Origin of the sequence: Paenibacillus terrae HPL-003 (assembly GCF_000235585.1) — a bacterium.
Taxonomy (GTDB): Bacteria; Bacillota; Bacilli; order Paenibacillales; family Paenibacillaceae; genus Paenibacillus; species Paenibacillus terrae_B.
In genome coordinates this window covers 891,512-905,515 of record NC_016641.1, presented here as the reverse complement: position 1 = coordinate 905,515, position 14,004 = coordinate 891,512, and the positions used below count along the sequence as shown (strand labels likewise).

Below are 14,004 nucleotides of genomic sequence, written 5' to 3'. Positions count from 1 at the left end.
GTAGGGTGGAAATTACTGCTACAGCCACATCGCCGCAACAAGTTTGAGGGGGAACGAGAGGAATGTCCTTTCGCAAATGGTCTGCAAACAGATGGATGGTTATAGGTCTGTTTGTGTTTATACTTGCGCTGGAGCTGTCCGCAGGCATTTATTTCAGTTATGTTCTGGGATACATGCATACGGACGCGCTCAGTCGCGTAGCCAATGCATTTTATGTGCTGTATAGCCGTGATCCGCATTTGGGTGCCATCGGATTCATCTGGAATCCGTTGCCCAGTCTTTTGGAAATGGTGATATTACTGCTGTACCCGCTATTTCCGGCATTAGCATCCTATGGATTGGCGGCTGTCATCCTGAGTGCTACCTTTGCCGCTTTGACAGCTGTGCTGCTGTATCGGGCGGGTGTCAGAACAGGACTTAGCTCGGGAATGAGCTTGATGCTGGCACTGTTCTATGCGCTGAATCCGTTTATTTTATTGTTCGGTGCCAACGGGCTGAGCGATTCGCTATACATATATTTTATTATGATGACGGTGATTGAATTTGCGCTGTGGCTCAAGGACCGCATGACAGCGAGTCTGATCGTATCTGGATTAGCGCTTGCCATGGCGTTCTGGACTCGATATGAAGCAGTCCCCCTCGGGGTGGCGATGGCGGGCGGCGTGGTCGTGGCCATTCTGTTTCTTCACCGGAACATGGGCAGACGTGAGCTGCCTTTTCGGGAAAAGCTACATAAGGTCGAGGCGACTTGGTTGCTTCTCCTGCTGCCTGTTGTCTTTTCCGGTCTGCTGTGGATTTTCTTTAACTATCTCATTATGGGGAATGCCTTTTATTTTCTCAATTCGGAGTATTCCAACACGGCGCAATCGGCAGAATTGCTAAATGATGATAAATTCGTGGAAATCTTTAATCATCCGTTGGTTGCCCTGAAATTTATCGCTTCCAAAACCCTCTGGTATTCCGTACCGTTGTTCGCTATTCTGTTCATCCGGCTGTTAAGCGGGCGGTTGTTGCGGTGGGGAACGCTGATTATTTTACTGTTGTTCCTGTCTGTGCCGGGTTTACAATTTTTACTGATGATGAAGCAATCTTCATATGGATGGTTCCGCTATTTTATGTACGTGTTTCCGATTACCGTCGCCTGGCTGCCGTATGAGCTGAGTCAGCTCCAGGGTAGAGCGCGGCGGGCGGCCTTTGGTCTGGTGTCCGTCAGTCTGGTGCTTACGGCCGGATTACTCTCCTATGCACTGACTCGCCCGGATATCGCGCCGGATGAGAACAGTTTCCTCACACGAACAGGTAATGTGAACTATGTGAGACAGGAATCGGACCGGAAAATTGCAGTCTGGCTGGATGAGCATTTGCCAAAGTCAACCATTATGACCGATTCGGCCTCAGCCTACACCATGATCGTGTACAGCCAGTACCCGAAGCGCTTCTTGATCACAAGTGATTATTCGTTTAATAGGGCATTAAGCTATCCGCAGGAAAGTCATGTGGATTATATCCTTGTACCTCAGATCAAGTCGGGCATGCCACTGAGTAAAATCAACATGGTGTATCCGAATTTGTATGAAAAAGGAGCCCCCTGGGTTCAGCTCGAACGCGAGTTTAACGGGGAATGGCGCCTGTACAAAGTGCTACCCAAGTCACAATCCGATTCTCCATCTACGGCTGTGACGATAGCTCCTTGACGCATGTCAGGCCCATAAATATGGGTTGCACATTGCTTCATAACGAATACCCGCAGCTTTACCACTTCGCCATGATACGGCGAGGTAAGCTGCGGGTATTTTTTACGCCTATTTACCGCCCCTTGAGCGGTAGCCAAGCGAGTACATCCTGGATTTTTGCGTCCCAGTATCCCCATTCATGAGTCCCTGGACCCTCTTCGTAGGTCAGTGGAATCCCGGCAGTATCGCACGCTTTACGAAAGGTCTGGTTTCCCTCATACAGAAAATCCTCCGTACCACAGCATTGGTAGAGCAGGGGGAGTGAAGTTCCCAAGGTAGTATGACGTTGTAGCAGCTCCAGCAAGTCGTGATCTGTTCCGCGTATTTCATCTGGACCAAAAATGTGACTCCATTCCGCCGAACTCATCGCTTTATGTGTAGGGTCGATGCGTGCCGCGTGTATATCCATCACCCCCGAGAGACTGGCAGCGGCCGCAAAGCGCTCTGGATGTTGGAGTGCCAGTTTGAAGGCACCATACCCGCCCATGGAAAGACCCGCCACAAAATTGTCTTCTCGCTTGGCGGATAAGGGAAAGAAGGAACGTGCCAAAGCTGGCAACTCTTCACTGATAAAGGTCCCGTAAGCCCCTCCCTGCTCCATATTGGTATAAAAACTCCGGTGAATCTGTGGCATCACAACAGCAATCCCCAGTGAAGCAACGTAGCGTTCAATGGAGGTTCTGCGTAACCAGATCGAGTCATCGTCCGACAGGCCGTGCAGCAAATATAGTGTTGGGTGTGGTCCGGTTCCTTGCTTACCCTCCAGTCCTATCTGCGAACGGGTTTCCTGAGGGAGAATAACATGCATGGATGTGCTCAAGCCAAGCACTTCTGAATAAAACTGGCATTGAATAAGAGCCATAGGAAAACCTCTTTTACTAGGGATTTTGTGACCTCATTGCAGTAATCATACGACCGATAATGCTTTCATTATAGCGTAGCCTGTCTAAATATACATATCCAAGCAAATGACTAGGTATTAAGTCCCGAATCCCATTTATCCTACATAAGGACGGGTTATGGTTATATGGGACGATTTTTTTAATTTGGGGGTTATTTGGGTTTGATTTCTGGTAAAGTGTTTAAAAAAGAATGGTGAAGCCAATCAAAGGAGGAATTCAGAGTATGGGAAATAAGCTCAGAAACACAGTTACTGGTGTATTGAGTACAGGTCTTATTCTTAGCGCATTCAGCGTAGCAGCAGCGGCTCCGCAGAACACAAGCGGTCATTGGGCAGGAGACCAAGTACAACGTTGGTCAGCTACAGGACAATTAGACGGTGCGGTGAAACCGGATGCGGCCATCACACGTGCAGAATTTATCGTTCTCCTGAACCGCAGTCTCGGTACGTTCACACAGGATACTCCAGCCGTGACGGACGTAACGTATGCGGACAGTGTTCAGGTAAACGGTAATGGAAACAGAACGTTCACAGATGTGCCAGCTTCGCACTGGGCATATAATGAACTGACAAACGCCGTAAATGCAGGCTACATAAGCGGCTATGCAGATAACAAGCTCAAACCGAATGGAAAAGTAACGCGTCAGGAAGCTGCCGCTATTGTGGGCAAAGCCATTGGACTGACAGCAGGCAACGCGGCAGATGTCACCAAGTTCATAGACTCCGACAAAATCGGATCATGGGCGAAGAAAAGTGTAGCCGCTGCTGCGGAGCAAAAAATCATCAACGGTTATCCTGATGGTAAATTCCAGCCATTGAAGTCGCTGACACGTGCAGAAGCGATTGCTATTCTGGACGCAGCCTCCGGTTACAACATGAGCGCGATTGATAATCTCACATCGACTCCTGGCGGAACGGTAACAGATTCCACATACAGTAACGTTACGGATTCGACGTATGGTAACACGTCTACTACTCCTGGAAGCGAAACAGAAGATAGTAGCACCAGCACAGACAGCACGGATACGACTACGGACAGCTCCACAACGACAGACACAAGCACCACCGATACAACTACAGATACAAACACTGATGCGGTAGCTGCCAGTGACACACTTAAAGTAAACGAAGTGTATGACGGCGAAGGTACGATTACAGGGACAGCTAAAGCAGGTTCCACGGTAACCGTCTATTCCAACGATCTATCAATCGGTAGTGCAGTAGCCAAGGGCGATGGTACGTTCAGCATTAACGTGCTTACTCAAAAAGCCACTGTTAGGCTGGTTGTCAAAGCAGTGGATGCAGACGGAAGCGAAAGTGCGCCTGTAGAAATTTCTGTTTCAGGCAAACGCAGCGAGTAAAACCATCCCGCTCATGCTAAATCCCCCTTCAACTCCGCTGGTACCAATTCAGGCGGTAGTCGAAGGGGGATTTTTTGTTATGCTTGTATGCATGCCTTATTCACTTATGCCGTCTTCTACAATAGGCTCTTGCGGTTCGCGTGTCTGCGGCTCAGGTGATGTGCTTCCGCTGTGAACAGCCACAATACGCTGCTGAGCACGGTAGGTATCACGGCTGATTCGGGTGCGTTCCACGGTCTTGCCATCTACGAGCTTCATTCGGTACGTTTCCACGACATATCCTGCCTTGCCCTGCCGAAGCACCTGATAGAAGCCGGGGGAAAGGGAGTCATTACGGATTGTTTTCTCTGGGATGGGTAATACACGAACCGTACGTGATTCCAACTCATAGGACACATTGGACGGGAATGTGCCGAAAAATTTGACGGTAAGCGTCCGGTTTTGGACAGCGGCACGAAGGAGCAAATACTTGCCTGTATTGTTTTTGAAGCGGAAATTGATAGATCCTGTAGCAAAAGTTGCATCCTGACCTTTGGGTAGGTAGCTGACCGGCAAGGAATGGTTGCGGCGCTCAACAATGTCCAGGCCGACTCGCAGCGCCGCATTATAAACGGTGCTGGATACCTGACAAATCCCGCCGCCAATGCCCGGTTCCAGTTGCCCGTTTACGATCACCGGGGCTTCACGAAAGCCATATGTGCGCTCAGCCTTGGCAATGATCTGACCATAATCGAATATCTCGCCCGGCTTGAGAATCAAACCGTCAACAGTGCTTGCCGCCGAATTGACGTTGTACACACGTCCTTCCGAGCTGCTGCTGAGGCTGGTGGAAAACTGGACAATTTTGCGCTCAATCCCTTCACTCCGCAGACCGTCCACCGTAATGTCCGGCTCGAGTTGACGAAACGGCAACTCCACCCGCACCGGCTCCCCAGAAGCAGTAAGATCCTTGGGCAGAGCCTTATCTAGCGCTACGCCCAGTTTGGGCCAATCCAGGCGCCTGGCAGAGCGGCCCGGAATATAGCGAATCTGATCGTCCCCGTCGATCTGGCGCACGGCATTGACAGGCTTGCCGTAACGCTGTTCCTCCCAACTGGCTCCGAACCTGACCTGCAAGGCTCCCTCCTGCCGGGAAGGTGTAATGGTCCATTCTTTTCCAAAGGAAAACCGCGTCTGCGCACGAGTCCAAAGATGCTCCGAGACGAGCGCGTTCACGGCATCACGGAATGCCTTCGCTTCATAGTGGATACCCGCTTCCCCAAGCGTAAGCTTGATATCCTGCGCGCTGCTGTCGCTGTCCGTCAGGATCAGGGGGCGTTGCTTCAATGCATTCAGCTTTGTATCCAGCAGTTGGAGCGCGGCTGTTTTATCCATATTTCCCACATTGATTCCTCCGACGGTTACGCCCTTCGGCAGCGTTTGCCTGTCGGCGTACAAATGCAGTCCTCCCCACAACATGGCCAGCGCCAGAATTACAGTCCATATCCAGATGAAGGATAAATGAATTTTTTTCATAATACGGCTGTCTCCTGTCTTGTAAGCTTGGCAGCGTATTCTTGTGCCATAATATTCATATATATGTGCCAAAAGCAGAAAACTTTCGGTACTATTCAGGTAACAAATTTGTTACAATGATAAACGGTATGATGAAATACAGGACTTTTTAAAGGAAATGCATGGAATATGTCGAATGGATATTAAGTTATACGTAATATGATTAAGCAGCGGGAAGTGATCGAGTGATTGAAATGCAGGATGTGTGGAAGACCTATACTAATGGAACCCACGCACTTCAGGGAGTATCGGTCAAAATTGACCGTAATGAATTCGTATACGTAGTCGGCCCGTCCGGGGCGGGTAAATCGACTTTTATGAAGCTTATTTATAGAGAAGAAGTACCGACCAAGGGGCAAATTTCAGTTAATGGATTTAATATCGGGAAGCTCAAGCAGCGTAAAATTCCCTACGTTCGTCGCAACATCGGAGTCATTTTTCAGGATTTCCGGCTTTTGCCGCGTTTGACGGCCTATGAGAATGTTGCTTTTGCGATGGAAGTCATTGAGGCTCCTAAGAAGCTGATTCGCAAGCGGGTACCGGAAGTGCTCGAACTGGTTGGCTTGAAAACGAAAATGAATCGCGAGCCTGCCCAGCTTTCCGGTGGGGAGCAGCAACGCGTAGCTATCGCACGGGCTATCGTCAACAATCCGTCCGTGATCATTGCCGATGAACCCACAGGTAATTTGGACCCCGAAACATCGTGGGAGATCATGCAGTTGCTGGACGAAATTAATTTTCGCGGCACGACTATTGTTATGGCGACACACAATAAAGACATCGTAAACTCTATGCGTAAACGCGTCATTGCCATCGAAAATGGCAACATCGTAAGAGACCAGGTGAGAGGGGAGTACGGATATGACTTTTAATACCTTCTTGCGTCATGTGCGGGAAGGTTTCAAAAACATATTCCGCAATGGCTGGATGTCCGTGGCATCCGTCACCTCGATTGTTGTGTCACTGCTTATACTGGGCGTGTTTATTATGCTGGTGCTCAACGTCAACTCCTTGGCTGACCAGGCGGATAGCCAGGTGGAAGTTAACGTATTTTTGGAGCTGAATGTGGAGCAAGGCATGCGTGAAACGCTGCAAAAGGAAATTGCGGCGATGCCGGAAATTAGCAAAACCACCTTTATCACCAAAGCTCAAGGCTTGGAGGAGCTGCGAAAAGATTTGGGAGACAGCGGCAAGGAGCTGCTGGAGGGTTTTGATAAGGACAGCAATCCGCTTCCAGACAAAATCGTTGTTGAGGTCATTGAACCGACGACAGTCCCATTTGTAGCTGAGAAGATTGAGAAGCTGAACTCGATGCATCCGGAGAAGCCGATTTTAAAGGTCCGTTACGGAAAAGGTACTGTGGAGACGCTCTTTACTATTACCAAGCTCATCCGTAATGTAGGCTTTGTATTCGTAGCTGGACTGGGACTGATGTCCATGTTCCTGATTTCGAATACGATCCGCGTGACCATTTTGGCCCGACGCAAAGAGATTGGCATTATGAAACTGGTTGGTGCGACCAACTTTTTTATACGATGGCCGTTTTTTATTGAAGGTGCGCTTATTGGCCTGATTGGTTCCGTGATAACCGTTGGTATTTTGTTTTCTGGTTATCAGCGTTTGCTTACAGCCGTTCAAGGCGATATTGCGCTGAACATGTTGAAGCTTATGCCGCTTCAGGGCGTTTGGATTCAATTGAGTGCCTTGCTGATCATTTTGGGGATGCTCGTCGGGATTGTAGGCAGTACCCTATCCATGCGCAAGTTCTTGAAAGTATAAATATTCATTGGTGGACGTCACAGTCGGTATTCTTTAGAACGGGGAAGCCGGTGTTATTTTGCGATAAAGGATGGGGAGTGCAAGTTGAAAAAAACAGGATCTGTGTTGGCCGCTACTCTGGTAGCCGCATTGCTAATCCAGCCTTCTGACGGATATGCCAAAAGCATGCATGAAATCAATTCGCAACTGAATCAATTGGAAAAGCAGGCCCAATCTGCCAAACAACAGCAGGAAAAGGCGGCTCAAGATAAACAGTATGCCCAACATTACAAAAATAAAACCGTGCAAAACCTGAAAATTGTACTCGACCAGATTAACAGCGTCAGCGACCAGTTGACTCGTGTAGCAGTTCAGATTGATCAAACCGAAGATAATCTGCGTGCAACCAAAAAAGATTTATCTGAAGCCATTGATCGCATTCAGGCACGGGAAAAGATGCTGGAAACCCGTGTACGCTTGATGTATACGGACGGAACTGTTTCGTATATGGACGTGCTTATGTCTTCGACCAGCTTTAGCGATTTTCTCAGCCGGGTGGATTCCCTGAAAACGATCGTGGAGCAGGACCAAATCCTGTTGGACGAGCATAAAAAGGACAAGGCTCTGGTAGTCAGCAAGAAGAAGCAGCTGGACACGGAATATAAAAATGCCAAGAAGCTGTATGCCCTCAAACAGGGTGCCAAAGCTGAGCTAGATTCGAAGGAGAAGGAAAAGCAGCGTCTGATTGCCAATTACGATCATGATATTGCTGAGTCAGATGAAATCAGTGAAGAGCAAAATGATATGCTCGTAGCCTTGGCGAATAAACGTTCGGGTCTGGTGCAGGAGAAAAACAAGCTCAGAGCGGAGCAGGCTGCTAAAGCAGCACGCGCTAGAGCGGCTGCACGTGCTGCTGAAGCCAAGCGATATGCTTCTTCATCCTCAGGCGCAGGCTCAAATTCCAGCCATGCGGCAGCCAGTACGTATACGGGCGGATCGGGCACATTAGCTTTGCCTGTATCCCATTACCGACTCTCATCTACCTTTGGCATGCGGGTACATCCGATTACCGGCAAGCTTAAAGGCCATACAGGCATTGATATGGCGGCTCCGCAGGGAACCGATATTCATGCAGCAGAAGACGGTGTTGTCATTGTTGCAGAATGGTGGAGTGGGTATGGAAACACGGTTGTGATTGACCACGGAGACGGGCTATGGACCCTGTATGGACATATTCGCAATGGCGGTACGGTGGTTCATACGGGACAGACGGTGAAACGCGGTCAAAAAATTGCGGAAGTTGGTTCGACGGGCAATTCAACAGGACCTCACTGTCATTTTGAGGTGCGCGAGAATAACAAACCCGTAAATCCGATGAACTATCTATAGTTGAAAAGGGAAGCCCTATTTGTAACCAATCTGGTTGCAGATAGGGTTTTGCTTTAATCGCTGTATTCCCGTCGCAGAACAGGTGCATTGAAACACAGAGTAGGATACAATTAACATATTCCGTACAAGCTAGACGTATACTGCGTGGATGGATATGCGTTGTAAGGCAATAGTATACAAGATCAATAGAAGGCGGTGGACGATTAGATGTTGAAAAAAAGTACAGCGGTACTCTTGATGGTGATTGGGCTGCTTGGCGGTAGCCTGCTCACTTTTGCTTATACTGGAACGACGACAGTGGGAAACAGCGCTCTGGGCGAAGGACTGCTGGCGAGTGTGACAGGTAGCAGTTCCACCTCCAGAAGTGATATCCGCAAAATCGAGACAGCGATGGATCTGATTCAGGGGCAATACTATCAGGACGTCGACCGTACCAAGCTGGTGGACGGAGCTATTAACGGTATGATGGAATCGCTCGACGACCCATATTCCTCCTATATGGGCAAAGAAACGGCACAGCAGTTTGAACAGTCCATTGAAGGCTCCTTTACCGGAATCGGGGCTGAGGTAGCGGCAGAAAACGGAAAAGTGGTCGTAGTAACGCCAATTAAAGGCTCACCGGCCGAGAAGGCGGGACTGCGTTCCAAGGACATTATTTTGTCTGTTAACGGTGAAACGCTGGATGGTCTGGATTTGAACAAGGCCGTTTCCAAAATACGTGGACCTAAAGGTAGTCAGGCCAAGGTCAAAATTCAGCGCAACGGCTCTCCTGATCCGTTGGAATACACAATTACCCGTGACAGCATTGATATGGAAACCGTGACGGCTCATATGGAAAGCGGCGGAGTAGGTGTAATCACGATTACCCAGTTCTCCTTGAATACAGCAGATCGTTTTAAAGAAGAACTCGCTAAGCTGGAAAAACAGGGACTTAAAGGGCTCGTCATCGACGTGCGTAATAACCCGGGCGGCGTACTTTCCGTCGTGATTAATATTGCACAGCAATTTGTACCTTCTGGCAAAACGATCGTGCAGGTGGAAGACAAGAACCAGAAGCGTGAAGAAGAGAAATCCAAAGGATCAAGTAAGAAATATCCGGTGACGCTGCTCATGAATAAAGGTAGCGCAAGCGCATCCGAAATCCTGGCAGGTGCTCTCCAGCAATCGGCTGGCGCAGTATTGATCGGGGAAAATTCCTTTGGTAAAGGTACCGTACAAACCAGCTATGACAAGCAAATGGGCGATGGTAGCCTGCTTAAAATCACGATTGCCAAATGGCTGACGCCAAATGGAACGTGGATTCATAAAAAAGGCATTAAGCCGGATATCGCGGTGGAACAGCCTGAATTCTTCACAGCAGCACCATTGAACAAGGAAAAGCCGTTGAAATACAATATGAATAGCGGCGATGTAAAAAATGCGCAAATTATTCTGCAAGGCTTGGGCTACAAGCCAGGCCGCGAAGACGGCTATTTTGACAAAGTGACGGAAAGCTCCGTTATTGCTTTTCAAAAACAAGCAAAACTGACGGCTAACGGCGTGATTGATGCGAAGACAGCAGCGGCCATGGAAACCAAGCTGATCGAAAAAATTCGCGATCCGAAAAACGACAACCAACTCAAGCAGGGGATTGAAGAGATTCGGAAGGAAATGAAGACCAGCGCAGCGAAATAATAACAAGGCTACAACAAAGGGGGCTGGAAACAGCCTCCTTTTATTTTGGGATTTATTTGCAGTCTGCCGGATTGTCTTCCCTACGTTGGCAATTTCATATAGAATAAATGGATATGAAATGTACGTGATCCGCTAAACAGCGGGCCAGGGGCATAAGGAGTGTGAATGAACTTGGAATGGGCTTTACAATGGGGATGGAGCGTTTTAAATGCTTGCTTGTACCTGCTTTTGCAGCCGTTTTACTATATCTCGATACTCATTGTCGCGCTTAGCTATCGTCGGCAAATGCTGCTGGAGCGCAAGCTCTTTCATACCAAGCTGCACAATTGGGTGGGGGAGACATGGCGCGTAGTCTGGAGTGGTCTAATCGCGGGGCTGGCCTTGTCTGCTCTGGGAGTGTTCGTAAGTGTGCATCTGACCTCGGCTTCCATCGTGTGCCTGTGGGTGACCACATTGCTGCTTATGCTGGTGCGCGTGCGTTACCTGTGCCTGGCCTATGCGGTGGGCCTACTGGGTGTAGCCCAGTTTGCTTTGAACGTGGCGGAGGGATGGCAGCCTGGGGGAGTGCTCGGAACATCGGTGACAGCCATCCGTGGATTGGATATTCCGGCGTTGTTGGTGCTGGTTGCCGCAATGCATGTGGCTGAGGCGCTGTTAGTCCGCTGGCAGGGAGGAAAGGCCGCAACTCCACTGTTTGTGGAGGGCAAGCGGGGAAGGCTGGTCGGTGGCTACCGGATGGAAGACCTCTGGCCCATTCCGTTGTTGCTTCTGGTTCCTGTTCAGGGAGGCTTTACGCTTCCGTGGACGCCGCTGTTTGGTGATGGAACCGGATATATGCTGGCAGCCTTGCCTGTTCTTATGGGCTTCAGCAGCGTGACGTTAGGCCAGTTGCCACGCCAGAAGGCGGTGCTAACGTCCAACCGTCTGCTTCTCTACAGTGTAGCCTTGCTCCTGCTGAGCCTGCTGGCAGCGTGGTGGAGTCCGCTGATGCTGGTGGCAGCGTTGTTCTCTTTCCTGGCCCATGAGGCGCTGATCTGGTACGGCAACATGGAAGAGAGCCGCCTCAGCCCTATGTTTGTTCATCCAGAGCAAGGGCTGCGTGTGCTGGCTGTGCTGCCGGATAGTCCTGCGACGGCGATGGGTATTCTGCCCGGCGAGGCCATTTACCGCGTGAACAGCGTCGTCGTGAACAGCCGCAACGAGTTGCACCAAGCCTTGCGTATCAACTCCGCTTTTTGCAAGCTGGAGGTACGTAACCTTCAAGGTGAGAGCAAGTTTGTGCAGCGCGGCATGTATGATGGCGATCACCACCAATTGGGAGTCGTGCTTGCTCCAGATGCGGACGCAAGCTGGGCTGTATCCATACGCCCTGCCTCGATCTACCGGATTGTTGCCATGCGCTTGGGCGCACGGCGGCGTAAAGGTGGACAGGCATCCAAGATGGAGAGTCCAAGTTTGGACACGATAGAAAAATAGATAGTACAGCGAGAGGGGAGCTTTATTTGACTAGATTCGAATAAGGCTGTCCTCTTTCTTTTATTCAGACTGTAGCCTGCTTGAAATGACTATTCTGATCAATGTACAATGAATATGTAATGCGATACCTTAATGAACCGAATGCCTATCACGTGTGCTAAGCAAGGAGAGGGAAAGATGAATGCGATTCACTTTATTCGAGAGTACATCAGGCATCCACGCAGCGTAGGCGCTATCATACCAAGCTCAAGACAGTTGGCCAAGCAAATTACCACACCAATCTACTTTGACCAAGCATCGTGCATCATTGAGTATGGTGCAGGTACCGGTGTGTTTACGCAAGAACTGATTAAGAACAAGCGCCCGGATACGCTACTGCTAGTGATTGAGACCAATGAATCGTTTTACAAAACATTGCAAAGCAAGTACGGACACTTGGAGCAGGTGCACATCATTCATGGATCGGCCGAGCATGTAGCCCGGTATATGAAACAGTACCATGTCTCGAAAGTGGATTACGTCGTATCAGGACTCCCTTTTACCAGCTTACCTGCCGCCTTATCCAGCCTGATTTTGGGACAAACTGCCGAAGTTCTGGGTCATGAGGGCAAATTTATTACGTTCCAGTATAGTAAGGTAAAACACAATTTTTTTCGTACCTTCTTTGGCGACATCCAAATCAAAAAGGTACATTACAACGTCCCACCCGCCTATGTTTTCACGTGCAGCCTGTAATGTGTCAGCTATGTAGTGGATTAGAATAAATACGAATGTGAAGATACAGATTTTCATGAGAAGACCTGGTCAGCGTCATTAAGATGTTGAACAGGTCTTTTTTTGTTGAACATACCTTTATGTTCTTTATAGAGATTTTGGGATATGTTAAAAAGCAAAATTTGTTTAAGGAATCATATTTTAAAATGGGACTTAACCTATATATTACATATGCTGGAACCTGTTAGATTTTGTGTGATTCAACGATTAATCTGAACTTTCGTTAAAAGGGGATTAATATATGGTAAAACCGCTGATGTTCATGCGTTGGTGTGAGTATTATGAGTTAAGTGACCGTGAGACGGATTTTATATCGTTTTTTATGATGAATTTCTCAGCTGCCCGATCAGGCAACCAACCGAAGCTTAGGGAGCAATTCATCGAAATTCAGAAAAAAACCTTTCCCGAATACCCGTTTGACATTACCTCGGAGGAATTGGATTATCTCAAATTTGAAGGATTGATGAAACGGGTGTTGAAAATCCATTTTGATACGGCCGAGCTGTTATACTCCTTCTACCTTCAAAAACTATGCGCACCCTTGGCAGAATATATTTTATCCACTGGAGAATCAGAGCCTGCACGCATCTATTATGAGCTTATCCAAAAGGACAAGGTACGGTAGGGGAGAAGGTGTGGATCAACAAGAGCTACTTAACAGATTGAAGAAGAACGACGAAAAGATTGAAACACTGTTGCGCCTGAAGATTCCCCGCAAAATAAAAAAGTCCCTTGGCTAAGGGGCTTTTTCGATATCCAAAGCTATATGGTTATTTGAGAAATTCATTCTAGTCAATTAACACTAGAATTAAAAATTTCAATACACCTTTCTGTTAAAGTTATATATCATAACCTCCAATTCGACATATATCGTTCTTAAGCTCTATATCTAGGGAGTATATTCCTTTGTATAAATAGATAACCTATCGAAGTTTGTTCCGTTTGAAGGAAAGACGGTGGCATAGCTAGAACAACTTTGCGGCGAATTCATGTACTACTATATGGCTATATGGAATAATCTATGTATATGGACCTTCCGTCCAACAAATGGTTCGATATGCAGGCTTGGTCGGTAGAACGTATAGCAGAGCTGTACTATTACACATTTGTCAACAAGAAGCCGGTAACGGTACTACCTTGATGCAAACGGCAAACCCATCATGTTCGGTGTGAATACGGCTGTTGCAACACTTGAAGATTCCGGGCCAATTCTGGATTTCGGACGGAGAGGAGAGTGTAGTCAACCGGATACGGGGAGCTTCGATTGGCGAAATTCAAGCACGTATCAACAAAGACGACTGGACAAACTACAGTGTGGCAGATGAATACTCCTACGATCCTACAAAAATTAATTTGCGGATTAGAGTAAGGTGACGCTGTACCA

13 protein-coding genes are annotated in these 14,004 nt (G+C 48.3%); 11 read left to right on the top strand and 2 right to left on the bottom strand.

Annotation, left to right across the window (positions count from 1 at the left end; translation table 11 throughout):
* Window positions 1–62: 62 nt before the first annotated feature.
* Window positions 63–1,694 carry an ArnT family glycosyltransferase gene (locus HPL003_RS04345; RefSeq protein WP_014278399.1) on the top strand — a complete coding sequence of 544 codons (1,632 nt, stop codon included), beginning with the start codon at window positions 63–65 and terminating at the stop codon, window positions 1,692–1,694.
* Window positions 1,695–1,806: 112 nt separating this feature from the next.
* Here HPL003_RS04345 and HPL003_RS04340 read toward each other — a convergent pair whose 3' ends face one another.
* Window positions 1,807–2,595 (bottom strand): alpha/beta hydrolase, encoded by a 789-nt coding sequence (locus HPL003_RS04340; RefSeq protein ID WP_014278397.1) that lies wholly within the window; start codon window positions 2,593–2,595, stop codon window positions 1,807–1,809.
* Window positions 2,596–2,858: 263 nt separating this feature from the next.
* Here HPL003_RS04340 and HPL003_RS04335 point away from each other — a divergent pair, with 263 nt between their 5' ends.
* Window positions 2,859–3,995 carry an S-layer homology domain-containing protein gene (locus tag HPL003_RS04335; protein WP_014278396.1) on the top strand — a complete coding sequence of 379 codons (1,137 nt, stop codon included), beginning with the start codon at window positions 2,859–2,861 and terminating at the stop codon, window positions 3,993–3,995.
* A gap of 96 nt (window positions 3,996–4,091) precedes the next feature.
* On the opposite strand, the gene HPL003_RS04330 is transcribed toward HPL003_RS04335, so the two are convergent.
* Entirely contained in the window at window positions 4,092–5,510 is a 1,419-nt protein-coding gene (locus tag HPL003_RS04330) for a VanW family protein (RefSeq protein ID WP_014278395.1), read from the bottom strand.
* Window positions 5,511–5,734: 224 nt separating this feature from the next.
* Between HPL003_RS04330 and ftsE the strand changes: the two genes are divergently transcribed.
* The 9 genes from ftsE (at window position 5,735) to HPL003_RS28350 (ending at window position 13,994) form a co-directional block, all read left to right on the top strand.
* The gene (gene ftsE / locus HPL003_RS04325) at window positions 5,735–6,421 is read left to right on the top strand and encodes a cell division ATP-binding protein FtsE (protein ID WP_014278394.1); all 687 of its coding nucleotides are present in this window, start codon (window positions 5,735–5,737) and stop codon (window positions 6,419–6,421) included.
* Window positions 6,411–7,328, top strand: a complete 918-nt coding sequence (ftsX, locus tag HPL003_RS04320) for a permease-like cell division protein FtsX (protein ID WP_014278393.1) — start codon at window positions 6,411–6,413, stop codon at window positions 7,326–7,328. The genes ftsE and ftsX overlap by 11 nt, the downstream gene beginning before the upstream one ends.
* Before the next feature lie 84 nt (window positions 7,329–7,412).
* On the top strand, window positions 7,413–8,696 hold the full coding sequence (locus HPL003_RS04315; RefSeq protein ID WP_014278392.1) for a murein hydrolase activator EnvC family protein: 1,284 nt from the start codon (window positions 7,413–7,415) through the stop codon (window positions 8,694–8,696).
* 207 nt (window positions 8,697–8,903) lie between these two features.
* Window positions 8,904–10,370: a S41 family peptidase gene (locus HPL003_RS04310; RefSeq protein ID WP_014278391.1), complete on the top strand. Its 1,467-nt coding sequence runs from the start codon at window positions 8,904–8,906 to the stop codon at window positions 10,368–10,370.
* Between the two features lie 165 nt (window positions 10,371–10,535).
* Window positions 10,536–11,846, top strand: coding sequence for a serine protease (locus tag HPL003_RS04305; protein WP_043922299.1), 1,311 nt, complete (start codon window positions 10,536–10,538; stop codon window positions 11,844–11,846).
* Window positions 11,847–12,023: 177 nt separating this feature from the next.
* Window positions 12,024–12,581 carry a class I SAM-dependent methyltransferase gene (locus tag HPL003_RS04300; protein WP_014278389.1) on the top strand — a complete coding sequence of 186 codons (558 nt, stop codon included), beginning with the start codon at window positions 12,024–12,026 and terminating at the stop codon, window positions 12,579–12,581.
* Between the two features lie 280 nt (window positions 12,582–12,861).
* Window positions 12,862–13,245, top strand: a complete 384-nt coding sequence (locus HPL003_RS04295; protein WP_014278388.1) for a hypothetical protein — start codon at window positions 12,862–12,864, stop codon at window positions 13,243–13,245.
* A gap of 396 nt (window positions 13,246–13,641) precedes the next feature.
* Window positions 13,642–13,761: a glycoside hydrolase family 48 protein gene (locus tag HPL003_RS30415; RefSeq protein WP_148267370.1), complete on the top strand. Its 120-nt coding sequence runs from the start codon at window positions 13,642–13,644 to the stop codon at window positions 13,759–13,761.
* 41 nt (window positions 13,762–13,802) lie between these two features.
* Window positions 13,803–13,994: a hypothetical protein gene (locus tag HPL003_RS28350; protein WP_148267369.1), complete on the top strand. Its 192-nt coding sequence runs from the start codon at window positions 13,803–13,805 to the stop codon at window positions 13,992–13,994.
* The last annotated feature ends 10 nt before the right edge of the window (window positions 13,995–14,004 follow it).

Coding starts and splice junctions, on each gene's coding strand:
- HPL003_RS04335 (WP_014278396.1), top strand. CDS start 2,859: ATGGGAAATAAGCTCAGAAACACAGTTACTGGTGTATTGAGTACAGGT.
- HPL003_RS04295 (WP_014278388.1), top strand. CDS start 12,862: ATGGTAAAACCGCTGATGTTCATGCGTTGGTGTGAGTATTATGAGTTA.
- HPL003_RS30415 (WP_148267370.1), top strand. CDS start 13,642: ATGTATATGGACCTTCCGTCCAACAAATGGTTCGATATGCAGGCTTGG.
- HPL003_RS04330 (WP_014278395.1), bottom strand. CDS start 5,510: ATGAAAAAAATTCATTTATCCTTCATCTGGATATGGACTGTAATTCTG.
- HPL003_RS04300 (WP_014278389.1), top strand. CDS start 12,024: ATGAATGCGATTCACTTTATTCGAGAGTACATCAGGCATCCACGCAGC.
- ftsX (WP_014278393.1), top strand. CDS start 6,411: ATGACTTTTAATACCTTCTTGCGTCATGTGCGGGAAGGTTTCAAAAAC.
- HPL003_RS04345 (WP_014278399.1), top strand. CDS start 63: ATGTCCTTTCGCAAATGGTCTGCAAACAGATGGATGGTTATAGGTCTG.
- HPL003_RS04310 (WP_014278391.1), top strand. CDS start 8,904: ATGTTGAAAAAAAGTACAGCGGTACTCTTGATGGTGATTGGGCTGCTT.
- HPL003_RS04340 (WP_014278397.1), bottom strand. CDS start 2,595: ATGGCTCTTATTCAATGCCAGTTTTATTCAGAAGTGCTTGGCTTGAGC.
- HPL003_RS04305 (WP_043922299.1), top strand. CDS start 10,536: ATGAACTTGGAATGGGCTTTACAATGGGGATGGAGCGTTTTAAATGCT.